Annotated in this window: 24 protein-coding genes; 10 read left to right on the top strand and 14 right to left on the bottom strand. The window is 62.0% G+C overall.

Annotation, left to right across the window (positions count from 1 at the left end; all coding sequences use genetic code 11):
* Positions 1-79: 79 nt before the first annotated feature.
* Positions 80-469, bottom strand: a complete 390-nt coding sequence (locus tag ISN39_RS03885; RefSeq protein WP_039844316.1) for a DUF930 domain-containing protein — start codon at positions 467-469, stop codon at positions 80-82.
* Between the two features lie 245 nt (positions 470-714).
* Here ISN39_RS03885 and ISN39_RS03880 point away from each other — a divergent pair, with 245 nt between their 5' ends.
* Together ISN39_RS03880 and ISN39_RS03875 are read left to right on the top strand one after the other, a co-directional pair.
* Positions 715-2,823 carry a S9 family peptidase gene (locus ISN39_RS03880; RefSeq protein WP_194729241.1) on the top strand — a complete coding sequence of 703 codons (2,109 nt, stop codon included), beginning with the start codon at positions 715-717 and terminating at the stop codon, positions 2,821-2,823.
* 206 nt (positions 2,824-3,029) lie between these two features.
* Positions 3,030-3,554: a DUF1697 domain-containing protein gene (locus ISN39_RS03875; protein WP_074070207.1), complete on the top strand. Its 525-nt coding sequence runs from the start codon at positions 3,030-3,032 to the stop codon at positions 3,552-3,554.
* Positions 3,555-3,954: 400 nt separating this feature from the next.
* Here the strand turns inward: ISN39_RS03875 and ISN39_RS03870 are convergent, their stop codons facing one another.
* Entirely contained in the window at positions 3,955-4,584 is a 630-nt protein-coding gene (locus tag ISN39_RS03870) for a TetR/AcrR family transcriptional regulator (RefSeq protein WP_194729240.1), read from the bottom strand.
* Between the two features lie 209 nt (positions 4,585-4,793).
* Between ISN39_RS03870 and ISN39_RS03865 the strand changes: the two genes are divergently transcribed.
* The 3 genes from ISN39_RS03865 (at position 4,794) to ISN39_RS03855 (ending at position 7,571) form a co-directional block, all read left to right on the top strand.
* Positions 4,794-5,747 carry a homocysteine S-methyltransferase family protein gene (locus tag ISN39_RS03865; RefSeq protein ID WP_194729239.1) on the top strand — a complete coding sequence of 318 codons (954 nt, stop codon included), beginning with the start codon at positions 4,794-4,796 and terminating at the stop codon, positions 5,745-5,747.
* A 6-nt stretch (positions 5,748-5,753) separates the two neighbouring features.
* A complete protein-coding gene (locus tag ISN39_RS03860) occupies positions 5,754-5,999 on the top strand; it encodes a hypothetical protein (RefSeq protein ID WP_194729238.1) in 246 nt (81 codons plus the stop codon).
* Between the two features lie 69 nt (positions 6,000-6,068).
* Positions 6,069-7,571, top strand: coding sequence for a protein adenylyltransferase SelO (locus ISN39_RS03855; RefSeq protein WP_194729237.1), 1,503 nt, complete (start codon positions 6,069-6,071; stop codon positions 7,569-7,571).
* A gap of 22 nt (positions 7,572-7,593) precedes the next feature.
* Here the strand turns inward: ISN39_RS03855 and ISN39_RS03850 are convergent, their stop codons facing one another.
* On the bottom strand, positions 7,594-8,097 hold the full coding sequence (locus ISN39_RS03850; RefSeq protein ID WP_194729236.1) for a GNAT family N-acetyltransferase: 504 nt from the start codon (positions 8,095-8,097) through the stop codon (positions 7,594-7,596).
* Between the two features lie 479 nt (positions 8,098-8,576).
* On the opposite strand from ISN39_RS03850, the gene ISN39_RS03845 reads away from it, so the two are divergent.
* Together ISN39_RS03845 and ISN39_RS03840 are read left to right on the top strand one after the other, a co-directional pair.
* Positions 8,577-10,916 (top strand): glucose/quinate/shikimate family membrane-bound PQQ-dependent dehydrogenase, encoded by a 2,340-nt coding sequence (locus ISN39_RS03845; RefSeq protein ID WP_194729235.1) that lies wholly within the window; start codon positions 8,577-8,579, stop codon positions 10,914-10,916.
* Between the two features lie 314 nt (positions 10,917-11,230).
* Entirely contained in the window at positions 11,231-11,524 is a 294-nt protein-coding gene (locus ISN39_RS03840; protein WP_194729234.1) for a hypothetical protein, read from the top strand.
* A 69-nt stretch (positions 11,525-11,593) separates the two neighbouring features.
* Here the strand turns inward: ISN39_RS03840 and bla are convergent, their stop codons facing one another.
* The 4 genes from bla to ISN39_RS03820 form a co-directional block, all read right to left on the bottom strand.
* Positions 11,594-12,484, bottom strand: a complete 891-nt coding sequence (gene bla / locus ISN39_RS03835; protein WP_194729233.1) for a class A beta-lactamase — start codon at positions 12,482-12,484, stop codon at positions 11,594-11,596.
* A 78-nt stretch (positions 12,485-12,562) separates the two neighbouring features.
* Positions 12,563-13,525 (bottom strand): CDF family Co(II)/Ni(II) efflux transporter DmeF, encoded by a 963-nt coding sequence (gene dmeF, locus ISN39_RS03830; protein ID WP_194729232.1) that lies wholly within the window; start codon positions 13,523-13,525, stop codon positions 12,563-12,565.
* A 20-nt stretch (positions 13,526-13,545) separates the two neighbouring features.
* Entirely contained in the window at positions 13,546-13,818 is a 273-nt protein-coding gene (gene dmeR, locus ISN39_RS03825) for a Ni(II)/Co(II)-sensing transcriptional repressor DmeR (protein WP_074067034.1), read from the bottom strand.
* Positions 13,819-14,261: 443 nt separating this feature from the next.
* Positions 14,262-16,091, bottom strand: coding sequence for a phospholipase D-like domain-containing protein (locus ISN39_RS03820; protein WP_194729231.1), 1,830 nt, complete (start codon positions 16,089-16,091; stop codon positions 14,262-14,264).
* A 298-nt stretch (positions 16,092-16,389) separates the two neighbouring features.
* Here ISN39_RS03820 and ISN39_RS03815 point away from each other — a divergent pair, with 298 nt between their 5' ends.
* Positions 16,390-16,884 (top strand): GNAT family N-acetyltransferase, encoded by a 495-nt coding sequence (locus ISN39_RS03815; RefSeq protein WP_074067031.1) that lies wholly within the window; start codon positions 16,390-16,392, stop codon positions 16,882-16,884.
* A 34-nt stretch (positions 16,885-16,918) separates the two neighbouring features.
* Positions 16,919-17,497: a type 1 glutamine amidotransferase family protein gene (locus ISN39_RS03810; protein WP_194729230.1), complete on the top strand. Its 579-nt coding sequence runs from the start codon at positions 16,919-16,921 to the stop codon at positions 17,495-17,497.
* Positions 17,498-17,500: 3 nt separating this feature from the next.
* Here ISN39_RS03810 and ISN39_RS03805 read toward each other — a convergent pair whose 3' ends face one another.
* From ISN39_RS03805 to ISN39_RS03790, 4 genes are all read right to left on the bottom strand, one after another.
* Entirely contained in the window at positions 17,501-17,602 is a 102-nt protein-coding gene (locus ISN39_RS03805; RefSeq protein ID WP_194730096.1) for a toxin-antitoxin system HicB family antitoxin, read from the bottom strand.
* Positions 17,603-17,608: 6 nt separating this feature from the next.
* A complete protein-coding gene (locus ISN39_RS03800) occupies positions 17,609-18,523 on the bottom strand; it encodes a cytochrome c (RefSeq protein ID WP_194729229.1) in 915 nt (304 codons plus the stop codon).
* Between the two features lie 102 nt (positions 18,524-18,625).
* Positions 18,626-19,072 (bottom strand): cytochrome c, encoded by a 447-nt coding sequence (locus ISN39_RS03795; protein ID WP_194729228.1) that lies wholly within the window; start codon positions 19,070-19,072, stop codon positions 18,626-18,628.
* A gap of 313 nt (positions 19,073-19,385) precedes the next feature.
* Positions 19,386-20,024 (bottom strand): LysE family translocator, encoded by a 639-nt coding sequence (locus ISN39_RS03790; RefSeq protein ID WP_194729227.1) that lies wholly within the window; start codon positions 20,022-20,024, stop codon positions 19,386-19,388.
* A 127-nt stretch (positions 20,025-20,151) separates the two neighbouring features.
* Here ISN39_RS03790 and ISN39_RS03785 point away from each other — a divergent pair, with 127 nt between their 5' ends.
* Positions 20,152-20,853, top strand: a complete 702-nt coding sequence (locus ISN39_RS03785; protein ID WP_074067025.1) for a YafY family protein — start codon at positions 20,152-20,154, stop codon at positions 20,851-20,853.
* A 34-nt stretch (positions 20,854-20,887) separates the two neighbouring features.
* On the opposite strand, the gene ISN39_RS03780 is transcribed toward ISN39_RS03785, so the two are convergent.
* The 3 genes from ISN39_RS03780 to ISN39_RS03770 form a co-directional block, all read right to left on the bottom strand.
* On the bottom strand, positions 20,888-21,379 hold the full coding sequence (locus tag ISN39_RS03780) for a DUF1772 domain-containing protein (protein ID WP_194729226.1): 492 nt from the start codon (positions 21,377-21,379) through the stop codon (positions 20,888-20,890).
* Positions 21,380-21,459: 80 nt separating this feature from the next.
* Positions 21,460-22,305: a metallophosphoesterase gene (locus ISN39_RS03775; protein WP_194729225.1), complete on the bottom strand. Its 846-nt coding sequence runs from the start codon at positions 22,303-22,305 to the stop codon at positions 21,460-21,462.
* A gap of 107 nt (positions 22,306-22,412) precedes the next feature.
* Entirely contained in the window at positions 22,413-23,015 is a 603-nt protein-coding gene (locus ISN39_RS03770) for a superoxide dismutase (RefSeq protein ID WP_074067023.1), read from the bottom strand.
* Between the last annotated feature and the right edge of the window lie 134 nt (positions 23,016-23,149).

Genomic DNA, 23,149 nt, shown 5'->3' with positions numbered 1-23,149 from the left:
CCTTGCGCACTCATTCCTGTGCCTGGCACCGGAATGAGAAAGCAAGGGGCGAAGACCGCGGCAAGGGCCGCGCCACATCTCAATCATACAAATAATATGTGCTCCACTTTTCCCGCGGCACTTTCTCGCCGATCTCGTATTGCAGTTCGCGCACGTTGATGTGCTGGGGGCCGGTGATGCAGGTGTAGGAGAGGTGGTACCAGTCGCCCTGGCTGCGGAAGACGGCGCCGGGGGCTTCGAGCTTGTCGTCGCTGGGGATCGGGTCCTTGAAGGTGTAGGCGATCACCTTGTCGGGTTTGAAGCCTGTCTTGTCCTTGTTGATGCGGCTCATCGCTTCGGTGTCGCAGCTCTGTTCGAGGCGGGTGGCGGGATCGAGTTTTTCCAGCTGCTTCTTGATGGCGGGATCGACGGCGAAGGCGCAGGAGGCAAAGCTGACGAGACACACGGACAGGACCAGACATTTCGGCATTACGGGCAAATTCCTCTTTATGCTCATGGCAGAATCCGCCCGGTCTATGGCCCTCAGCCTAAGCCAAAACGAAGCGTACATTCCGCGCGACGGTAGCGGACTTTGTTAAACAATGTGGTGACATCAAGGCAACGTGAGGAAGGCTCCGATTTGCCGCAGGGGTTCTCGCCTGCCTTGGCGCTTGATCCAGCCCGCCTCCACCTCTATCTCTTCTCCACCCCGCAATTCCGATCCGGAGCCTTTCCTTGTCTGTTTTCCAGAACCTGCCGACCCCGCCCTCAGCCGCCAAGAAGCCCGTTTCCGATACCCGCCACGGCATTACCCGGTCGGACGATTATGCCTGGCTGCGCGCCGATAACTGGCAGGCGATGTTCAAGGATCCGTCGATCCTCGACCCCGAAATCCGCAGGCACCTGGAGGCGGAAAACACCTATATGAACGCGGCAACGGAAGATACCAAGCCGCTGCAGAAGACGCTTTTTGCCGAGATGCGCGGCCGCATCAAGGAGGACGACAGCTCGGTGCCGATGAAGGACGGCGCTCACGCTTATGGCACCTTCTTCGTGACCGGCGGCGAGCAGCCGCGCTATTTCCGGATCCCGCGCGACGGCGACGTCAAGGACGAGACGATCCGCACCGTTCTGCTCAACGGCGACAAAGAGGCGGTCGGCAGATCCTATTTTCGGCTCGCCGGCCTCGACCACTCGACCGATCACAGCCGCGCCATCTGGGGCTATGACGACAGGGGATCGGAATTCTTCACGCTGAGGGTGCGCGATCTTGCGACCGGAGAAGACATGCCCGACGTGATCGAGAACACCGGCGGCGGCGGGGTCTGGGCGCCGGACGGCAAGAGCTTCTTCTATTCGGCGCTCGACGAGAACCACCGCCCCTCCAAGGTGTTCCACCACATCATCGGCACGCCGCCGAGCGAGGACCGGCTCGTCTACGAGGAAAAGGATGCCGGCTTCTTCATGAGCGTCGGCGGCTCGCTGCTCGACGATTTCATCTTCATCGACATTCACGACCATGAGACCAGCGAATACCGGCTGCTCTCGACCAAGGATCTGACGGCCGAGCCGAAGCTCGTCGCCAAGCGCCAGGAAGGCATCGAATATACGCTGACGGAAGGCGGCGACGTCTTCTACATCCTCACCAATGACGGCGGCGCCAAGGATTTCAAGATCATGGAAGCGCCGGTTGACAATCCCGCCAAGGAGAGCTGGCGCGAGGTCGTACCGCACAAGCCCGGAACGCTGATCATCAACCACATGGCCTATGCCCGCCACCTGCTGTGGCTGGAGCGCAAGGACGGTCTGCCGCAGATTATCATCCGCGATCGCAAGACCGGCGAGGAACATGCGATCGCCTTTGCCGAGGAAGCCTATTCGCTCGGGTTGCAAGGCGCTGCGGAATACGACACCGACGTTATCCGCTTCTCCTATTCGTCGATGACGACGCCCTCGCAGCTCTACGACTACAACATGACGACGCGCGAGCGGACGCTGTTGAAGACACAGGAGGTGCCCTCGGGCCACAATCCGGACGACTACGTCACGCGGCGCGTCTTCGCGCCGGCATGGGACGGTGAGCAGGTGCCGGTCACCCTGCTCTACCGCAAGGATACGCCGCTCGACGGCTCGGCGCCCTGCCTGCTCTATGGCTACGGCGCCTACGGCATCAGCATTCCGGCCGGTTTCAACACCAACTGCCTGTCGCTCGCCGACCGCGGTTTCGTCTATGCCATCGCCCATATCCGCGGCGGCAAGGACAAGGGCTTTGCCTGGTACGAGAACGGCAAGATGGCCTTCAAGACCAATACGTTCAAGGACTTCATCGCCGCCGCTGACTATCTGAATCAACAGAAGTTCACGTCCTACGCGAAGATCGTCGCCGAGGGCGGATCGGCAGGCGGCATGCTGATGGGCGCCGTCGCCAACATGGCGCCGGAGAAGTTCGCAGGCATCATCGCTGCCGTTCCTTTCGTCGATGTGCTGAACACCATGCTCGACGACAGCCTGCCGCTGACGCCGCCGGAATGGCCGGAATGGGGCAACCCGATCGAGAGCCGCGAGGATTATGAGCAGATCGCGTCCTATTCGCCCTACGACAACATCAGCGAGAAGGCCTATCCGCCGATCCTGGCGCTCGGCGGCCTGACCGACCCGCGCGTCACCTATTGGGAGCCGGCAAAGTGGGTCGCCAAGCTCCGTGACAAGACCACAAGCGCAGCGCCGATCCTGCTCAAGACCAACATGGACGCCGGCCACGGCGGCGCCGCCGGCCGCTTCCAGCGGCTGGAGGAGATCGCGTTTGAGTATGCATTTGCAATCAAGGTGGTTGGGAAGGTGTGAGCGGGAGACGGCACGGGAATTGGCTTTCCTCATTCCTGTCCTTGTGACAGGAACCCAGCGGCGGCGCGTCCGCGCAGTGAACTATTCTCATGGAGTTCCTGCGCCCAAGGACTTGGGTGCGCTGGACGCCTGTGACGAGCACAGGAATGAGCGTCGCTGGGGTTGGCGCCTGTCCCGGATACCAGAATCGTGAAAGGAGCAAACCCATACCGGTCTATGTCGCGCTGCTTCGAGCCGTGAATGTCGGCGGAACGGGCGCTCTGCCGATGGCGGAGCTCAAGGCGATCTGCGAGCGGCTGAGCTTTACGAACGTCGAGACCTACATTCAGAGCGGCAATGTGCTTTTCCGCTCGGACGAGACCGAGGCGACGGTCGAGAGGCGGCTGGACGAGGCGCTGGCCCAGAAATTCGGCAAGAAGCCGGGCGTGATGATCCGCAGCCGCAAGGAACTGCAGAAGATCGTCGACGAGGCGCCCTTTCCCGATGCCAAGCCGAATTTCCTGCTGGTGACCTTCCTGCCCGAGGCTGCCCCCAAGGGTGCCCTTGACAATATGGTGGCGCCGGACGGCGAGGAGGCGAAGGTCGCCGGGCGCGAGATCTACGTGCATTATCCGATCGGCTCCGGAAAATCGAAGCTCAAGCTTCCGGCGCTGAAGGCAGGAACGTCGCGCAACCTCAACACCGTGCGCAAGCTCGCCGAGATGGCGGCGGCGATGGAGGAGAGCGGGTAAGACGCACCGCACTCGTCTTTCGAGGCTGCGCCCTGCGGTCTTGCATCTCAGGATAATGGCTGATCGCTGGCGCCCGCGGCACGGCCCTCATCCTGAGGTGCCCGAGGGCGAAGCTGCAGGGCCGCCGTCTTGGCGGCATGGATCCGCTGAATGCGTGCCTTTTGCCACCAGCGCCCATCCCATACTCTCCTCATTCCTCTGCCTGTCACAGGAATCCAGCGCGCTCAAGTCCTTCAGCGCGGGAGACACACATTCAAACAAGACGTCATTCACGGCGCGGAAGCGCCGTGGCTGGATCTCTGTGACAAGCACACAGATGAGGGAGAGAGTGGAGACGCCGAGACTTTCTGCGCCGCATAGCCCCACGCCATGGCCGCATCCGCCGCCTCTCGCGCTAAGCCTACGCCCTCGAGACCTCCACGGAAGGCTGGAACAGCAGCTTGACGAAGGTCCTGAGCATCAGGATCTGCTCGGCAAGCATGTTCGGTTCCTTGAGGGCCCTCGACAGCACGATGCCGCCTTCCAGGACGGAGGAGACCATGTCGGCGAGGTGGTCGATATGCACCGGCTCGCGCGGCGTGTAGACGGCCATGATCTCTTCGAACATGCCGCGGAAGCGGTGGCGCCAGGCGAGTACCGCGTTCCTGTTCATCTCCCGTATCTCGCGGTCGAAGAGCCGTTCGTAGTAGCAGACGGTGGCGACGAGGCAGCCGGGATGGCCGTTCGGCAGATCGGAGAGCAGTTCGGACAGAAGCTTGAGGCCGAGCAGGAAGGATTGCAGCGGATCGTCCACTAGGTCGCGGGCGCGGCTGAAGATCTCGTCGTAGATCCGCTCGTCGTTTTCGATGTAGCGGTTGAGCAGTGCTTTCGCGAGTTCGTTCTTATCCTTGAAATGATAGAAAAATCCGCTCTTGGTGATGCCGGTCTCGGCAATCAGCTCCTCGATGGAGGTGCCGCCGAAACCCTTCTGGAGTACGGCCGCCTCCGCCACATCGAGAATGCGGGTTCTCGTTTCCTCGCCCTTGCGCATCAGCCCCTCCTGTACCGCCGGTACAGTTTTTCATCGCGGCCCAACGCATCACCCATGCCGCCTCATCCTCCCAACCGATTGATTTCAAACGGCAACTTTGGAAATCGCCACCAGTATACCGCAAGCCGGCTAGTTTAGCAGGCTCTAAAGGCGGAGAAATCTCACATGGCCGATCGATCCGACCGGTCAAACGAGGGGCGGAGCTACCGATGAGCAGATACAGAGACAGACTGCCGCAGTTAAGCGGCACATTCATCACCGACGGCGGCATGGAAACCACGCTGATCTTCCACGAGGGCATGGAGCTTCCGCATTTCGCTTCCTTCGTCCTTCTCGCCTCGCCGGAAGGACGGCGAAAGCTGAAGGAATACTACCGGCGCTATCTCGATATCGCGCGGCAGCACGGCACCGGCTTCGTGCTCGACACGGCGACCTGGCGCGCCAACGCCGACTGGGGCAACAAGCTTGGCTATTCGCCGCAAGCGCTGAAGGCTGCAAACGAGGATGCCGTCGAATTGCTCGCCGGGCTGAGGGGCGAATACGAGCGGCCGCAGATGCCGATCGTCATCAGCGGCGCAATCGGCCCGCGCGGCGACGGCTACAAAGCGGGCGCGATGAACGCTTCGGAAGCCGAGGACTACCACGGCGAGCAGATCGCAGCTTTCGCCGGGACGGAGGCGGACATGGTGACGGCCTTCACGCTCACCAATATCGACGAGGCGATCGGGGTTGCCCGCGCCGCCAAGGCCCATGGCATGCCGTCGGCGATCTCCTTTACCGTGGAAACGGACGGCAGGCTCGTGACCGGGCGCAGCATCCAGGATGCGATCGAAACGACGGATACGGCGACCGGCGGCGCGCCAGCCTATTACATGATCAACTGCGCGCACCCGACGCATTTCGAGGCCGCACTCGATGATGATAGCGGCTGGGTGAAGCGTATTTGCGGCATCCGCGCCAATGCCTCGATGATGAGCCATGCCGAGCTCGACGATAGCGAGACGCTGGACGCCGGCGATCCGATCGATTTCGGCAACCGCTACCGGAGGCTATTGTCCAGCATGCCGCAGCTGCGCGTGCTGGGCGGCTGCTGCGGCACCGATCACCGGCATGTCACGGCAATCTGCGAAGCCTGCCTACCGCCGCAGGCAGTGAGTGCATGAGGTGTAATGATGGTTACGATCCAACAATGGCGGCCGAGCCACCTGATCCAACAAGCAGTGCGCTATGCTTTCAGCCACAAACACAAGCATCAGCACGAAGTTTTCGAGCTGTTCGATGCTGGGCTGATACCCTTTGAGGGCCTCGACGGTCACCTGTTGCGGGACATCGGCATCGGTCCGAACGGGTATCATGCGCATGTCGCCGATCAGCCAACCGGAACCGACAAACCAGGGCCGGTGCATGCTCAGTGACCGATGGCGGCAGATGTGTCCGCTGCCGTGCGGCTTGCATGCGCAGCGGCGCGGCCCTACCTATGGCCTATGACCTCTGTTCTTGAAAAAGCTGCGCCTGTGTGCGCCTTTCCGTTCGACAACAGCTATGCCCGGTTGCCGCAGCACTTCTTTGCGCGGCAGGAGCCGTCGCAGGCGGCGGAGCCCTGGCTGATCAAGCTGAACGAGAAACTCGCCGCCCAACTGGGCCTCGATGTGGATTTGCTGAGGCGCGAGGGTGCCGCGATCTTTTCCGGCAATCTCCTGCCGGAAGGCGCCGAACCGCTGGCCATGGCCTATGCCGGGCACCAGTTCGGCGGCTTCGTGCCGCTGCTCGGCGACGGCCGCGCGATCCTGCTCGGCGAGGTGATCGACCGGAACGGCAAGCGGCAGGACATCCAGTTGAAGGGCGCGGGACAGACACCGTTCTCACGCCGCGGCGACGGGCGTGCAGCACTCGGGCCGGTGCTTCGCGAATATATCGTCAGCGAGGCGATGTATGCCCTCGGTATCCCGGCGACACGGGCGCTCGCCGCAGTTTCCACCGGCCAGCCCGTCTATCGCGAAGAGGTGCTGCCGGGTGCGGTCTTCACCCGCGTTGCGGGAAGCCATATCCGCGTCGGCACCTTCCAGTTCTTCGCGGCCCGCGGCGATGCCGAAGGCATCAAGGCGCTCGCCGACTATGTGATCGAACGACACTATCCAGAGCTGAAGGCCGCCGAAAACCCATATCTTGCGCTCTACCAAGCGGTCTGCGAGCGGCAGGCGGCGCTGATCGCCCGCTGGTTGCATGTCGGCTTCATCCACGGCGTGATGAATACCGACAACATGTCGGTCTCCGGCGAGACGATCGACTTCGGGCCGTGCGCCTTTATGGATGCATATGATCCGGCAACCGTCTTCTCCTCGATCGACCATCACGGTCGCTATGCCTATGCCAACCAGCCCGGCATCGGCCAGTGGAACCTTGCGCGCCTCGGCGAGACGCTGCTGCCGCTGATCGATTCGGATCAGGACAAGGCCGTCGAGCGCGCCAACGACGTCATTACGGACTATGGCAAGCGGTTCCAGGCACATTGGCTTTCCGGCATGCGCCGCAAGATTGGGCTCGTCTCGGAAGAGGACGGCGATCTGGACCTGATCCAGTCGCTGCTGGCGCTGATGCAGGACGGAAAGGCGGATTTCACGCTGGCCTTCCGGCGGCTTTGCGCGCCTGCCGGCGACGATGCGGCGGTGACAGCCTTTACCGCGAGCTTCCGCGAGCCGGAGGCCTGCGGCGAATGGCTGGCACGTTGGCGCGAGCGGCTGTCGCGCGATCTGCAATCACCGGCCGAACGCGCGGAGGCGATGCGCAAGGTCAACCCGGCCTTCATCCCGCGCAATCACCGCATCGAGCAGGCGATCGTTGCCGCGACCGAGGACGGCGACTTCTCGCTCTTCGAGGCGCTGCTGACGGTTCTTTCCAAGCCCTACGACGACCAGCCGATGTTTGCAGCCTACATGGAGCCGCCGAAGCCGGAAGAGCGGGTGCTAAAGACGTTTTGCGGGACGTGAAATGTCTCTGCGCGGCGCCTGTTCAGATCGGCCGCGACATGAAGACTTCGGTATGCGCGATGCTGTCCGGCATCTGGCGGAACGGCCGGCAGCGCGTGAAGTCGAAGGCTTCGTAGACCGAGATCGCGTTCTCCATATAAACCGTCGTGTGAGCCACAATTGCGCGGCGATCGCCTTTTTCGACTTCAGCCAGGACCACTCGCATCAGCGCACTGCCGACGCCCTTGCCGCGGAATTCGGGATCGACGTAGAACTTGCGTATCTCCATGGTTACGTCATCGAATGGAGCAAAGGCCAGGCATCCCGCGGGCGAGCCCTCCCTTCTGGCGATGAACATCATGGCGTCCGCCGAACTGTATTTGGCGGCCAGGCTGCTGCTCGTTTCGCCGTGGTAAATGGCCAGCACTTCTTCCGCAGCGACGCCATAGGCCTGCACCTCGGCCGCATCCCAGGCCGCGAGCGCATCGCAGAATCCCGCGGCGATCTCAAAATCCGCCGCACCAATCGCCCTGGAAACAGAAATCATCGCATAATCCCCTGTATCCGATGATGCGATTGCATACCACGGCTGCGTGTTTCTTGCGAGCGGGAAGCCGGGGTTTTGCGATTGCTTCAGCTTCACGGAGGCCAAGGAGCGGGTACTACAGGCGCTTTTCGAAAAACGTGAGTGTTCCTCACTTTTTCTCATTTCTATGCTTGTCACAAGAATCCAGCCACAGCGCGTCTGCGCCGTGACATGACCAGCTCACAAGAAGGAGTCTCAGGCGCCAGGGACATGGCGCTGCTGGATCTCTTGGATCTCCCTGACAAGCAAAGGGATGATGGAGGACGAAGGGAATCGGGGACTACGAGGAGCGTTGCATGCGAGGCGATACCGCCGTCCATCCATGCCTCCCTGCGCCAAATGTGACCATTGAACGACAGCCCCTTCGCCCTAAGTCGCTGATTCGGCGGAATTGTCCCCATCCCACCATGCCCAGCTCACCTTAGCGGGAGACCGGCTTTATGGCGATCGTCATTACTTCCATCCTTTTTCTTGTCATCGGACTGGTTCTTAGCGGCGGCGGACTGTGGCTCGTGACGCTCGGCGGCAGCGTCTTCTATTTGTTTGCAGGGTTGATGTTTCTCATCACCGCAGCGCTGCTTTTCATGCGCAAGGCCATGGCGCTCTGGGTCTATGCGGTGCTGGTTGCCGTGGCGCTCATCTGGGCGGTGTGGGAAGCCGGGTTCGACTGGTGGCAGCTCGGGCCGCGCGGCGGCTTGATCATTCTGCTCGGGCTTTGGCTATTGACGCCGTGGATCCGAAGGCCGCTCGGGTTTTCGAGCCCGAGCGGCCTTCCCTACCCTGCCAATCCCTGGCCGCTCGCCGTGCCGGTGATCATCGCCATTCTCGTTGCCGGTTATTCGATGACGACCGATCCGCATGATCTTGCCGGCGATCTTCCCAACGAGGTCGTGGCGGCCGCGCCGCCCTTCGGCGGCAATGTGCCGGACGGCGAGTGGCATCAATATGGCCGCACGCCTTTCGGCCAGCGGTATTCGCCGCTCGACCAGATCAACAAGGACAATGTGAAGGATTTGAAGGTCGCCTGGGAGTACCAGACCGGCGACGTAAAGCGGCCTGACGATATCGGCGAGACGACCTATCAGGTGACGCCGCTCAAAGTCGCCGACACGCTCTATCTCTGCACACCGCACAACTGGGCGATCGCGCTCGACGCCAAGACCGGGAAGGAGAAATGGAAATACGACGCCAATTCCGGCATGAACCCGGACCGGCAGCACCAGACCTGCCGCGGCGTGACATACTATGCCGATCCGGCCGTCGCGGCCGGCCAGCCCTGCGCCGCACGGGTCTATCTTCCGACGTCCGATGCGCGGCTGATCGCGCTCGATGCAGCCGACGGCAAAATCTGCGAAAGCTTTGCCGACAAGGGCGTGCTGCATCTGGAGACCGGCATGAAATACAAGCCGGCCGGCTATTATTACTCCACCTCGCCGCCGGTCGCGGTCGCCGGGAAGCTTATCATCGGCGGGGCTGTCAACGACAACTATTCGACCCAGGAGCAATCCGGCGTCATCCGCGCCTTCGACATCAACACCGGCGCGCTTCTCTGGAACTGGGATTCCGGCAATCCGGATCAGACCGCACCCCTGCCCGAAGGCCAGACCTACGTCACCAACTCGCCGAACAGCTGGTCCGTCTTCAGTGTCGATGAAGGGCTTGGCTCCGTCTATATCCCGCTCGGCAACCAGGTGCCGGACCAGCTCGGCATGAACCGTAGCGCCAATGTCGAAAAGTTCTCCTCCTCCGTCGTGGCGCTCGACATCAATACGGGCCAGCTGAAATGGGTGCAGCAGTTCGTCCACCACGACCTCTGGGATATGGACGTGCCGGCGCAGCCCGTGCTCTTCGACATGACGAAGCCGGACGGCAGCGTCGTTCCGGCTCTCGTCGCCCCGACGAAGCAGGGCGACATCTACGTGCTCGACCGGCGCAACGGCGAGGCGATCATTCCCTTCAAGGAAATCCCGGCGCCGGGCGGCGCGATCCCCGAGGACCATACGGCGCCCACGCAGCCGATCTCCGACCTCAGCTTCTCGCCCGATCCGCTGAAGGAAAAGGACATGTGGGGGATCACGCTCATCGATCAGCTCGCCTGTCGCATCGCCTTTCACCGCTACAAATACGAGGGCCGCTATACGCCACCTTCGGTGGAGGGAACGATCGTCTATCCGGGCAATTTCGGCACCTTCAACTGGGGCAGCGTCGCGGTCGATCCGGAGCGGCAGATCATGTTCGGCATGCCGACTTATCTCGCCTTCACCTCGAGGCTCGTTCCGGCCGCCGAGATTCCCCCGCGCGGACAGGACGAAAAGGGCAGCGAGCAGGGCCTGAACCGCAATGACGGGGCGCCCTACGGCGTGTTCATGGGACCGCTCCTCGGCCCGCTCCAAATCCCCTGCCAGGCGCCGCCATGGGGCTATGTCGCGGGCGTCGATCTCCGGACCGGCAAGATCGCCTATATGCACAAGAACGGCACCGTGCATGACATGACGCCGCTGCCGCTACCCTTCAAGGTCGGCGTGCCGGGTATCGGCGGGCCGATACTCACCAAGGGCGGCCTCGCCTTCCTCGGCGCTGCCGTCGACAACTACCTGCGCGCCTACGACGCCACCAACGGCAACCAGCTCTGGCAAGCGCGTCTCCCAGCCGGCGGTCAGGCAACGCCGATGACCTATACGGCCAGCGACAACAAGCAATATGTCGTCATGGTTGCCGGCGGGCATGGGTCGGTGGGGACGAAGCCCGGCGATTACGTGATCGCTTATACGCTGCCGTAGGCGTTACCGGCGTTGGGCGCCGCTATAATGCGGCCTCCACTTCAAGCGGCAAAATTTAAACGCCGCCTCCTCAAGCACGACCTGAAATTGAAGCAAAAGCCTTGCGGCGTGTATTGCCGCCATGGTCTGCCTGCAATCTTTAAGTGAGTCTTTTCATGGAGATCGGGGGAAACATTTGAAGGCTTTTCAGTCCCAATAACCTCGCCGGAGAGCAGCGCGCCAAGCGAGAGCGGCGGTTGACTGCAGCTGAGCAATACAGGGCCTTCCATTTCCAGCGCCATGTGGGCGATGCAGCCCGCCGGGAGACACGACGATTGCCGAGGAAACCGAAGCCGATCTCGCCGCCCAAGAAACACCATGCCGAGTTGGTGGACGGGTTGCACGACTATGCCAGCAAGACGCCGGACGCGATTAACCGCAAGCGCGTTTTCAAGGAACCCGGTATACGCGAGGATGACCTTGCCGCCACACAGCCTGAGGAACGCGACGCAAGCGAAAAGCAGATTGCCGAGGCGATCAAACGAGCTTCCCGGCATCACCGAGACGATACCGAGGGCACCGCTTCCGGGTCTCAGGCGGCCGACACCCAAGGCGAACAGACCGCCTAAGTTCGCAAAATGATTCAAGACGATGCGGGGGAGATTCATATCTCCGCCGCATGCTTTTGAATTTGCTGATTATCGCGCCATGCCCGCGACGATCTTCGCGACTTCGGCAAAGACGAGGTTTAACTCCTTCACCGGCGCCGTCGCCTCGGCGATATAGGCCGTCACGAGGATCGGGCCGCGGCCCTTCGGCCAGATGATGGCGATGTCTGCAGCGGTGCCATTGTCGCCAGTGCCGGTCTTGTCGCCCACCTTCCAGGCTCCCGGCAGACCGGCGCGAAGACGTGCATCGCCGGTGGTGTTCGCCAGCATCCATTCGATCAGCTTTTCGCGTGAGGGCTCGGACAGCACCGAGCCGAGCGCGAGGTTGCCGAGCGTGTCGAGCATCGCGTCCGGGGTCGTCGTGTCGCGCGGATCGCCTTTCTTGCCTTCGTTCAGCGCCGTCTCCCAGCGATCGAGGCGGGTCGCGCGGTCGCCGATCGAGCGAAGCCATTTGGTGAGCGCCCTCGGGCCTCCGACGCTTTCAAGCAACAGGTTGCCGGCGGTATTGTCGCTCAGCGTAATTGCCGCCTTGCAAAGGTCGCCGACGCTCATCCCCTCCCCGCCGACGTGTTTTTCCGTTTCCGGCGAATAGGAGACGAGCTTGTCCTGGTCATAGATCACGCGACGCTCGAGATTCTCCTCGCCCTTGTCGACGCGCGAAAGCACCATGGCCGAGGCGAGCACCTTGAAGGTGCTGCACATGGGGAAGCGTTCGGTTTCGCGATAGCCGAGCGTGACTTTTGTTTCGGTGTCGATGACGGAAACGCCCAGCCTGCCGCCGGTGCGGTTTTCAAGCTCCGCCAACCGGCGCTCAATGTCGTCATCGGTTTCGGAGGCGCGGGCGAACGAGGCAAGGGAAAGTGCGGGAAAGAGCATCGCGGTCTTCAAGATCGTGCGGCGATGGATTGAAAAGTCATTCATGAAATCACTCCGGCTGAATCAACAAGCCAAAGAGCTAGGCCGCGATTGTGGCGCCTTGTCGTCGCCTTTGCGGCGTCGTCAGGCCGCCTGCAATTGCGTGACCTCGACGGTCACGTGCGAGAGCTCGTCCAGGCTTTCGAGCTTCGCCTTGTAGAAAGCAGGCTCGCGCGGCTCGGACGTCGCGACGGCGACGATCGCGGCGTGATGGCCGGGGCCGAGCTGCCAGACATGCAGGTCCGTGATGCGGTCGCTGCCGGTTTCGATCACCTTGCGGATTTCGCCTGGCAGCTCCTCGCCGTCCGCGATCGCATCGAGCAGCACGCGGCCGGAGGACTTCATCAGGCCCCAGGACCATTGCGCGATGATGAGGCCGCCGACGATGCCCATCAGCGGATCGAGCCAGAGCCAGCCGTAAAGGCTGCCGAAGGAAAGGGCCGCAATCGCGAGCACGGAGGTCAGCGCATCGGCGAGGACATGGGTGTAGGCGGCGCGCATGTTGTTGTCGATGGTCCCGCCCTGGTGGGGACGGTCGCCGTGATCGTGATGCGCATGATCGCCGTGGTGATGATGGGGACCGTGCCCGTGGTGATGGCCGCTATCCTTCAACAGCCAGGCGCTGACGAGATTGACGGCAAAGCCGATGACGGCAACGCCGATCGCCTGGGTGAAGCTGATGGGTACCGGATTGGCGATGCGCAAGACGCTCTCCCAGGCCATCAGCAGCGCGATCATGGCAAGAATGATGGCGCTTGCGAAACCCGCCAGATCGCCTAGCTTGCCGGTGCCGAAGGTAAAGCGCGGATTGCGGGCCTGCTTGCGGGCATAGAGATAGGCAACGGCTGAGATCAGAAGCGCACTGGCATGCGTCGACATGTGCCAGCCGTCGGCGACGAGCGCCATGGAGCCGAATATTGTGCCGGCGCCGATTTCCACGACCATCATCACCGCCGTCAGCGCGATCACGAACCAGACGCGGCGCTCGTTGCGCTCATGGCCAGCACCCAGGAAGACATGGTCGTGTTCTAGCGTTTGTGTGCTCATCGCGCGCTCCTTCGATCTCTTCAGCGGATGTAGGTCCGCAGCACTTGCGAAATTTCCTCGACCGCCTCGGCGCGGGCCTTCTCGTCGGCCGCATGCAGCACGTGCTCGTGTAGCTGATCCTCCAGCACCTCGCCGGTTAGCCCGTTCAGCGCGCCGCGGATCGAGGCCAGCAGCTGCAGGATGTCACCACAGGGGCGCTCGGCCTCCAGAGCGCGCTCGACGGCTTCCAGCTGGCCCTTGAGGCGGCTGACGCGGGCGATGAGCTTTTTCTTCTGACGGGTGGTGTGCGACAAGGGCTGCTACCATTTTAGTATAGGGGTCTATAGTATATGCGGCAACCGCGAAAGGGAAGCGTATCTTTGGCTTTCCATGTGATGTTCGACGGGCGGAACGGCAAAGACCGCGTTGCTGACTGGCGCTTCCCCATCCTTCCCGCCCTCATTCCTGTCCTTGCCGCAGGAACAGGAATGACGAGAGTATGGGATGGGCGCTGGTGGCAAAAGGCACGCATTCAGCGGATCCATACCGCCAAGGCGGCGTGCGAGGAGGTGATCCTTCGAGGCCCTGCGGGTTCGCCTTCGGGCACCTCAGGATGAGGGCCGTGCCGCGGGCGCCGGCGATCAGCCCTTATCCTGAGATGCAAGCCCGCAGGGCGCAGCCTCGACCATCCACCGGCTTGATGAGCCCGCCGCTTGGGCTGCGAAGCATCGCATAATGTTTTGTCCGTTCCGGAACGCTACAACGTCTTTGCACCCGCCATCTTGGTGAACACCTGCACGCGCTTCCAGCGCAGCGTGCCGGGCTTGTATTTCTTCAGCCACTCCTGGGTCTCGCTCTCGTCCAGGAAGAGGCTTGCACTGGTATCGGCCGAGGCATTCGCTTGGCCATCGCTCCGGCCGGCCATGACCTCCTGGATCGAGCGGAAATAATAGTGGTTGAAGAGCCGGTTGAACTCGGTGAAGTAGATGTCGGCCACGCGTTCGCTGCCGCGGATCAGCAGCATATTCTCGTCGTTGTCGTTGGTCGAAGCTTCTGAAAAATTCGCCGAACCGGACACGACGATCGGGTCGGCGCCGAGCGGGTCCTTCAGCAGAAATTTCGAGTGGACGTAAGCCACATGCTGGTTGAGCCCGAGCGCCCTGGCATTGGTTTCCCGTGTCCACTGGTAGACCGGATCGCGCAGGAACGATCCCCAGGCCTGGTAGACGTTGTGTTTCGCATTCAGCGGCACGAAGGGATCGCTGGCACGGGGATTGGGCTTGTCCTGCTTTTCCAAGAGCAGGAAGATCACGGGGCGCTGCGGCATCTCGGCTTCCGTGTTGTCGACCAGCGCCGTCTTGAATTTCTTGCCGATGCCGAACGCAAGCGTGATGCCGCCGTAATCGGTGGAGGAATCGAGCGCGTCGACATACATGTCGAGCACCTTGCTTCCTGACCGCGGACTGAAGACGCTCGATACGCCTTTCGGAATATTCTCCCAGTCCGCCGGAATCGGCGCCAGCCCCATCACGGCGTCGCGATAGGCCTTGCGCTTGGCATCGGATACGGCTCTCGTTTCTCCCTCAACTGCGCCCGGATCGTTTTCGAGCGTCTTCCAGTAAGCCTCAAAGGCCGCAGCAACATTCGCATTGCGCACCCAATGGCCGACATTCGTCTGCCCGTGGATGCCGCCCGGCGACATGTTGGTCGATCCTGTCCAGACTTCCGCCGGCTTCTGCGCAGCACCTTTCAGCAGGACCAGGAACTTGTTGTGCTGGATGTTGTTCGGATTGTTTTCCCGCCAGCGGGCAATCGCCGTCGCCGGAAGCCCGGCGTCTTTGACCATAGCCTTGTTGTCCTCGCGCGGAAAGCTCGGATGGAACTTGCCCTTGCCGTCGGTGTGTTCGTTGATCTTCGCGTCGAGGATGAGCTTTACCACGACGCCGCGATCGATGGCGGCCTTCAGGCGCTCGGCGACCGGCAGATAGCGGAATTCGTAGAAGCATCCGAGGAGCGTGTCGCCGGCCCGCGCCTGATCGATGAACCTGAAAAGCGCCTCGTCGAGGTCGCGGCTCAGCCATTGCAACGCTTCAAGACGCTTCTCTGCCGGCTGCAGATCGTCAGGCTTTTCGTTGCCGAAGCGGCGTTGATAGGCCTGGCTGCTGGCAACGCCGCGGTTGAAGAAGATATCGTGCTCAAGCTCCGTAAAGAGCGGCTCAGTCCTGACCACGATCTTCACCGGCGGCGCGCTGCGGTCGATGTTCTTCGGCTTGCCTTTCAGCGGATAGAAGAAATATTCGTATCGGCGGTCCGGCTTTGCCGTGAAGTCGTCCCAGACGAAACTTTGCACCGGGTGATCGTAGGTCGTAACGACCGTTTTCTCGTCCGGCTGCGGGATGACGCTTGCGAAGACCTTCATGCCATAGACGAAATAGCGCTGGTTTTCCGTGGGGTCGTAACGCTCGACCGCGAAACCGAGCAGGCCTTTCGTATCGGCATTTTGGTAGTCGACGGCAAACGAGACGGTGTTGACACCCGTGACCGCGAAAATGCGATATCCTTCAACTTCCTTGGAAACGAAACGCATGATGCCCCTCCGTAAAAGCGTTCGTCTGGAATTATGGGATTTTCTACATAAGGCTGCAGCGCCACACTACGCAACTTAACAGATAGTATCCACGGATGATGACGCCCCATTGACAAATCGCGCGTTCTGGAGAATCTATCGCGCATGATCAACAACGCGCACATCACCAGCACGTATTTTTGGCTGTACCTGTAAAGGGCGGCCGGACAGATCATGTTGTCAACAAGCCGCCGTCAGGCGGCTTTGTTGTAATCGGCAGCGTCCTGACGGCAGAATACCAAACAAGGACGCGAAGGCCATGATTGCAATCGAAGACAGCGAAATTTCATTGATCCGCCCCCCGGTGGTGACGATCCGCACGGCAAAACCGCGGGACCTGCCGGCACTCAACGAGATGATCGCCCTGCTTGCCGCCCATCACGGCGATGCGGCGATCACCACGTCCGAGCAGTTGGAACGCGACCTTTTCGGCCCGGTTCCATGGATCACGGCGCTAGTGGCCGAAACCGGCGACGGGCTGATCGGTTACGCCATCCTGGTGCCGCTCTACAGGGCGCAGGAAGGCAAGCGTGGCATGGACCTGCACCACCTCTTCGTGCGCGACGGCCATCGCGGCCACGGCATCGGCCAGCACCTCGTCAACCGCGCCCGCGAAACCGCGAGGAATGCCGGCTGCGATTACCTTTCGGTGAGTGCGGCGACCGGAAACATCCAGGCACACCGTTTCTATCAGCATATGGACTTCACCCCTCGCCCGGTCACCGGCATGCGCTATATGCAGGCGCTGGCTTGAGCGCCTGCCGCTCCAACGGACGAGGGAGAGACAAATGACACGGCTTGCTGTGGTTCTGACGGAGGCTTTCGCGGACTGGGAGGTCGGGCAGCTGACGGCTTCCGCCCGCACCGAATTCGGCTTCGACGTGGTGACGGCGGCGCCCGGTGGCGCTGAGGTGCGGTCCATGGGCGGCCTGCGCGTCACGCCCGATACGGCGGCCGAAGCGCTGCGGGCGGAGGCGTTCGACGGTCTGGTGCTTTGCGGCGGCATGATCTGGGAGACCGAGAAGGCGCCGGATCTAAAGCCCGTCATCGCCGATTTTATGGCCCGCGGCAAACTGGTTGCGGGGATCTGCGGCGCAACGCTGGCGCTTGCCAAGGCGGGCGCGCTGAACAATGCGGCGCATACCAGCAATGCCTTGCGTTTCATCGCCGACCTGCCCGGCTATTCCGGGCATGCGCATTACAAGGACGCGCCGGCGGCGGTGCGCGATGGGATGCTGGTGACCGCCCCCGGTTCCGCCCCGACCACCTTTGCCGCCGAAATCTACCGGGCGCTCGACTTCCGCAACGAGGATCTCGACCAGTATCTTTTGATGTTTGGCGCAGAGCACCAGCCGAAGGCTGCGTGAGGCTCAGGCGGCCGGCTTTCCGGCCGCTCTCGACAGTATCACTTCCGCCCATTGGTTGAGGCTCTTGCCGGCAAGCTCCGCGGCCGTGGCCGCGCGGGCATGGATCTCGCATCATCGGCTCGGCACCGCCTTCAAATACGCGGCGATCGCTTCGAGATCGCTTTTCGGCAGATGCGCGAGACTCCTCTGGACCTCGGCCATCGAGCCGCCGGCGGTGTCGAAGTCCGGGGTAAAGCCGGTTTCGAGGTAGTTGGTGATATCGGCCTCGCTCCAGGAACTGATGTCCTTGGAGCCCGGGGTGATGTTCGGGATACGACCACGGCCTTCCGGATTCGGAGCGCCTGCGAGCCACATATCAGGCTCGAAGCCGCCGAGCGCGTCACGCGGCGTATGGCATTCGCCGCAATGGCCCGGGCCCTCGACGAGATACCGGCCGCGCTTCAGCTTGTCGTCGGCGTTGGCGAGCACGATACGGGGCGCGTCGTTGAAATAGAGGAGCTTCCAGCCGCCAAGTGCGAGCCGGATATCATAGGGGAACGGCAGTTGGTGCGGCGGCGCGACATTGCCGCTCTTGGGCAACGTCTTGATGTAGCCGAAAAGATCGTTGACGTCCTTGTCGCTCATGCGCGCATAGGAGCCATAGGGGAAGGACGGGTAGAGGTGCTGGCCGCCGGGGGTGATGCCGCGCTTCATGGCATTGCCGAATTCGGCGAGCGTCCAGGAGCCGATGCCCGCCTTCTCGTCCGGCGAGATATTCGGAACATGGAAAGTGCCGAAGGGGCTCTTCAGCGCAAGACCGCCGGATAGCGTGAGCTTGGCATCGCCTTCGGAACCGGGAGCGGCATGACAGCCGACGCAGCCGCCCGCCCAGAACACCGTTTCGCCGTTCGTCACATCCGGCGTGCCGAGATTGGCCCAATGGCTTTCCGGCAGCGGGTTCGGCGCGGTGACGAAATAAAAGGCCGCACCGCCGAGGGCGACAATGCCGACAAGACAGAGCACAAACCGGATGAACCTGCGGACCATGCTGCTCCCCTTTTCAGCGACTGCAACGGTCTAAGATAAACCGGTGCACACCTCCGGCAAGGCAGGCGCGAACCGATGGATTCGGATGGGGACGGCGAGCGCTTAATCCGTCTTTATGCGGTAATTCTCATGACAGCCGCCGCAATTGGCACCGAGCGTTTTCAACGCGCCGCCGACACCGGCAGCGTCGGCCGGAAGCTGCGCGAGGATCTTCTCGGCGTCGCTACTCAGCTTTGCGGCGCGCGCCTTGAAATCATCCATGTTTTCCCAGATCTTCGGGCTCGCCGCCTTGTCGCCGGTTTCCGTGCCCGGCTTGAACTGGTCGGGGAAGACCTTGGCGGTTTGAGAGATCGTCGTCAGCGCTGCCTTCACCACCTCGGCATCATAGGGCTTCTCGCCCTTGGCGATTGCCGTCATGGCGCCGGCCGAGCCGCCGACCTTCTTCATCAGCGCTTCGCGCGCTTCATGCGTGCCCTCCTGCTGCGCGAAGACCGCCGTCACCCCCATGCCGACAACGAGCACAGCCGCCGCAACTGTTTTGAAATTCATATGTCCACTCCTCTCGATACCGAGGTCTCTCCGAGCCCGGCGCCTGATATTCGCGGCCGCATGATGGCAAATTTATACGGGGCGCGAAGTAACAAGTGGGTGATATGACAAGGAATTCAAAATGGTAATGCACCCGCAATCCTCATCCCTGTGCCTGTCGCAGGGTTCCAGCAGCACCATGTCCATGGCGCGGGAGACTCGTTTTAAGAAGGAGGAGTCATTCACGGCGCGTCCGCGCCGTGGCTGGATTTCCGTGACAGGCACAAGAATAAGATGCGCTCGGCAAAGTCTCGCTACCTATCTGCTCCTCGCACTATGCCACCGCCTTCCAGCCATGCCAGGCAGTCAGCAGCGAGACGGCGATCAGCAGTGCTCCGGCGGCGCGGCCGACGATGATGGTAGCGCCGGGATTGGAGATCAGCAGCGTTCGGCTTCGCGAGGCGGTGAGCGCCACTGCGCCGTAGATCGCGAATTGGGTCGCGAGCGTCATGGCGCCCATGATAAGGCCCTGCAGCCAGATCGGCCCGTAGACGGGTTTGAGGAACTGCGGATAGACGGCGAGCATGAAGAGGTAGGCCTTCGGATTGATGAGGCAGGTGATCGCGCCCTGCCGGAAGGCGCGCCAGCCGGAGCGCAGGCTCCCCTCGCCGACCGTATCCACCGTGATCGAGCTGCGGATCAGCGTGAAGCCGATCCAGATCATGTAGGCAGCGCCCAGGAAAAGCAGCGGGTTGAAGAGCGAAGGAAGCAGGCTCGCGAGGATGCCAACGCCGATTGCGCCATAGAGCGAATGCACCGCGCCGCCCGCCATGATGCCTGCCGTTGCCGCCATACCGCGGCTCCTGCCGCCGGTCAGGGAATTGGCGAGCACGAAGAGCATGTCCATGCCCGGCACGATGATGATGCCGAAGAGAAGGGTGAAGTAGAGCCAGAGGTTTTCCGTATAAGTCATGTCAGTTGTCTGCCTTCGAGCCGGCGGCCATTTTGGCGGACCGCCTTTGATTTCAATTCGATAGGCAGTGCTATACCAAAGCCCAACTGACAGTGTATTGTCAGGAGCCTTGGAGGAAACCGGCAAAATGCGCAAGGCGTCACGCCTTTTCGAGATCATCCAGATCCTGCGGTTGGCAAAGAAACCGGTGACGGCGCAGGCGATGGCGGACGCGCTGGAAGTGACGGTGCGCTCCATCTATCGCGATATCGCCGCACTGCAGGCGATGCACGTACCGATCGAGGGCGGGCGCGGCATCGGCTATATCATGCGCCCCGGCTTCGACCTGCCGCCGCTGATGTTTTCTATCGAGGAGTTGGAGGCGATCGTGTTGTCGCTGGCGCTTTTGGAGCGCACCGGCGACGCGGAGCTGAAGCAGGCGGCAAAGCGGGTGAACCAGAAGATCGCAGGCGCGGTGCCGGTACCGCTTCGCCAGGCGATGGAGAACAAGGCGCTCTTTGCCTGGGGCACCGTCGCGCAGCCGCCTGCGGGCTTTGATCTCGGCATGGTGCGCCGGGCGATCCGCGACGAGCAGAAGCTGGCGCTTAACTACCGCGACGAACTGGGACGCGCCACCGAGCGCACCATCCGCCCGATCGCGCTGATCTACTATTCACACTACGCCAATATCGTCGGCTGGTGCGAACTGCGCCAGGCCATCCGCAATTTCCGCAGCGACCGCGTCGAGCATTGCGAAGCGGCCGGCGCCTTCTTCCGGGGCGAAGGCGACGGGTTGCGCGAAGAATGGATGAACGGCTGGGCGGAAAGACCGCTTGCCGTCTCATCCTAACGCTGAACACGGCAGGGCTCTGCCCGGCGATGTGTCAGGCGGCGACGGCGGCGACGAGCAGGATCAGGCTGACCAGGCCGAAGACGGCGCGCAGAAGGTGGGAGCGCTCCCAGCGGTCGCGCAGGACGGTCCAGTCCGGCGCTTCGGCGTCCCGATGGGACCTGAAGCCGAAAAAGCGTTTCCCGGCTCCTTCCGGCTGATTTTCCTTAAGCCAGAAATTGTTTACCGGATGCGTCACGATCCAATAGATCGCATGCATGGCGAGCAGCGCCACGAAAGCGCCGGCGGTCAGCCAATAGGTGCCGCTGAAGGGCGGCGTCAGCACGATCAGCGCCAGGATCATGATCAGGCCGAGCGGCTCGGCGACGCCGCCGAAGGTAAAGCCGGGATAATAGATGGGCTGCACGGCAAGGTACTGCTCCTTCGAAAGCCGCATCTTGCCCGGCAGCTCAAGCGCATGGGCAAGGGCCAGTGCCATCGCGACGGCGACGATGAGAACAGTCAGTATTTCAAGAGCCTGGAACATCTGTATGGCCTCCTGAAGGGTCTCATGCCTAACTTTTCAGGAGCAGCATCGGTTCCATCCGGGGGATAACGATGGCGGCTCTACAGCGCCAGCGTGCGGCTTTCCTCGCGGCCGAAACCGCGGATTTCGAGGCGGCCTTCGAAGACCTCGACGATGGCGAAGGTGTTTTCCGTTTCGGTGTCGACCATCCCCTTGAAATTGACGAAGTGGCAGCCGCCGGTCTTGCCGTAGTTGCCGACGTGGTTGTGGCCGCAGAAATAGGCAACGGCGTTGTCATGGCCGGAGATGAGATCGATGATGCGTTCCCGATCCCACATGTCGTGCTCGTTCGGCGGATAGACGGGATAGTGGTTCATCACGATTACACGCTCGCGGGCGGCTTCTGCCGCATCCAGTTGGGCCGCAAGCCATGCGAACTGCTCGTCGCTCAGTGATGCATTCCAGCGATGGGCGTTGATCGCGCCCGTTGCCGCCAACGCCGCCAGACGCTCGGCTGCGAGTTCGCGGTATGGATGCCCTTCCGGCGGCGCGGACGTGCTGACTTCGTTGCCGTTCAAAACGACGAAACGCCAGCCACGGCACGAGAAGGCGTAATAGGGCGACGGCAGACCGACGCGCGCGGAAACAGAGGCAAGATGCTCCGCCGGGACCGCGAAATCGTGATTGCCGAGCAGGAAGAGGTTTTCGTGGCGGAGCTTTTCGTAGACCGGCAGGATATCGTCGAAGCTCTCCCAAATCCCGTCGATGAGATCGCCGAGCGTCATCACGAAGCTCAGCTCCTCGCCGTTAAAAACCTCGATCGCTTCGGCGAGCTTCGCGAGGCTGTTGGCATAATAGCGGTCCATCGCGGCATTCGGCGCGATCGCTGCATATTGCGGGTCGGCAATGATGCCGAAGCGGAAAAGGAGAGTGTCCGAGGAAGGCATGGCGGTTGCTTTAGGAGCGTCGGATGACAGGGCCGTGACAGGGAGCGGAAACGAAAACACCCGGCGTTTCAAGGCGCCGGGTGCTGGATTTCAACGCAATAGACCGCTTACTTAGTGGCGGCTTCGTAGCGCTCCAGGACGTAGTCCCAGTTGATCAGGCTGTCGATGAAGGCTTCCAGGTACTTCGGGCGGGCGTTGCGGTAGTCGATGTAGTAGGAATGCTCCCAGACATCGACGCCGAGGATCGGGGTGGCGCCGTGCACGAGCGGGTTTTCACCGTTCGGGGTCTTGGAGATTTCGAGCTTGCCGTTCTTGACGGAAACCCAGGCCCAGCCCGAGCCGAACTGCGTGGCGCCGGCATTGGCGAAATCGGCCTTGAACTTGTCATAGCCGCCTAGGTCGGAGCTGAACGCCGCTTCCAGCTTGCCCGGCAGCTTGTTGCCGCCGCCGCCCTTCTTCATCCACTTCCAGAAATGGACGTGGTTGTAGTGCTGGGCCGCGTTGTTGAAGAGGCCGGCATTGGTGCCGAAGGACTTCTTCACGACCTCTTCGAGCGAGAGATCGGCCAGGCCCGCTTCAGCCGCCAGCTTGTTGCCGTTGTCGACGTAAGCCTTGTGGTGCTTGTCGTGGTGGAACTCCAGCGTCTCCTTCGACATGAAAGGTGCGAGAGCTTCGTAGTCGTACGGGAGTGCGGGCAATTCGAAAGCCATTGTAGATCTCCTCTTGGCAAAAGATTGCGGGATCGGCAGGTGAGGCGGAACATAGGAGCGGAAACGTAGGGAGGCAACGGTGGAAGCATCAAAAATCGGCCGCCTGCGAGGAAAATTTGCCTCGCCTGCAGGCC

Origin of the sequence: Rhizobium sp. 007 (assembly GCF_015353075.1) — a bacterium.
Lineage (GTDB): Bacteria > Pseudomonadota > Alphaproteobacteria > Rhizobiales > Rhizobiaceae > Rhizobium.
The sequence above is the reverse complement of the archived record's forward strand: the minus strand, read 5'-3'. Positions and strand labels throughout refer to the sequence as shown.

What these genes read in the sequence shown, in the direction of transcription:
- ISN39_RS03775 (WP_194729225.1), bottom strand. Translation starts at nt 22,305, where the DNA reads ATGCCTTCCTCGGACACTCTCCTTTTCCGCTTCGGCATCATTGCCGAC.
- ISN39_RS03845 (WP_194729235.1), top strand. Translation starts at nt 8,577, where the DNA reads ATGGCGATCGTCATTACTTCCATCCTTTTTCTTGTCATCGGACTGGTT.
- ISN39_RS03855 (WP_194729237.1), top strand. Translation starts at nt 6,069, where the DNA reads ATGACCTCTGTTCTTGAAAAAGCTGCGCCTGTGTGCGCCTTTCCGTTC.
- ISN39_RS03810 (WP_194729230.1), top strand. Translation starts at nt 16,919, where the DNA reads ATGACACGGCTTGCTGTGGTTCTGACGGAGGCTTTCGCGGACTGGGAG.
- ISN39_RS03785 (WP_074067025.1), top strand. Translation starts at nt 20,152, where the DNA reads ATGCGCAAGGCGTCACGCCTTTTCGAGATCATCCAGATCCTGCGGTTG.
- ISN39_RS03865 (WP_194729239.1), top strand. Translation starts at nt 4,794, where the DNA reads ATGAGCAGATACAGAGACAGACTGCCGCAGTTAAGCGGCACATTCATC.
- dmeF (WP_194729232.1), bottom strand. Translation starts at nt 13,525, where the DNA reads ATGAGCACACAAACGCTAGAACACGACCATGTCTTCCTGGGTGCTGGC.
- ISN39_RS03820 (WP_194729231.1), bottom strand. Translation starts at nt 16,091, where the DNA reads ATGCGTTTCGTTTCCAAGGAAGTTGAAGGATATCGCATTTTCGCGGTC.
- ISN39_RS03815 (WP_074067031.1), top strand. Translation starts at nt 16,390, where the DNA reads ATGATTGCAATCGAAGACAGCGAAATTTCATTGATCCGCCCCCCGGTG.
- ISN39_RS03795 (WP_194729228.1), bottom strand. Translation starts at nt 19,072, where the DNA reads ATGAATTTCAAAACAGTTGCGGCGGCTGTGCTCGTTGTCGGCATGGGG.
- ISN39_RS03885 (WP_039844316.1), bottom strand. Translation starts at nt 469, where the DNA reads ATGCCGAAATGTCTGGTCCTGTCCGTGTGTCTCGTCAGCTTTGCCTCC.
- ISN39_RS03850 (WP_194729236.1), bottom strand. Translation starts at nt 8,097, where the DNA reads ATGATTTCTGTTTCCAGGGCGATTGGTGCGGCGGATTTTGAGATCGCC.
- ISN39_RS03800 (WP_194729229.1), bottom strand. Translation starts at nt 18,523, where the DNA reads ATGGTCCGCAGGTTCATCCGGTTTGTGCTCTGTCTTGTCGGCATTGTC.
- ISN39_RS03790 (WP_194729227.1), bottom strand. Translation starts at nt 20,024, where the DNA reads ATGACTTATACGGAAAACCTCTGGCTCTACTTCACCCTTCTCTTCGGC.
- bla (WP_194729233.1), bottom strand. Translation starts at nt 12,484, where the DNA reads ATGAATGACTTTTCAATCCATCGCCGCACGATCTTGAAGACCGCGATG.
- ISN39_RS03870 (WP_194729240.1), bottom strand. Translation starts at nt 4,584, where the DNA reads ATGCGCAAGGGCGAGGAAACGAGAACCCGCATTCTCGATGTGGCGGAG.
- ISN39_RS03780 (WP_194729226.1), bottom strand. Translation starts at nt 21,379, where the DNA reads ATGTTCCAGGCTCTTGAAATACTGACTGTTCTCATCGTCGCCGTCGCG.
- ISN39_RS03770 (WP_074067023.1), bottom strand. Translation starts at nt 23,015, where the DNA reads ATGGCTTTCGAATTGCCCGCACTCCCGTACGACTACGAAGCTCTCGCA.
- ISN39_RS03860 (WP_194729238.1), top strand. Translation starts at nt 5,754, where the DNA reads ATGATGGTTACGATCCAACAATGGCGGCCGAGCCACCTGATCCAACAA.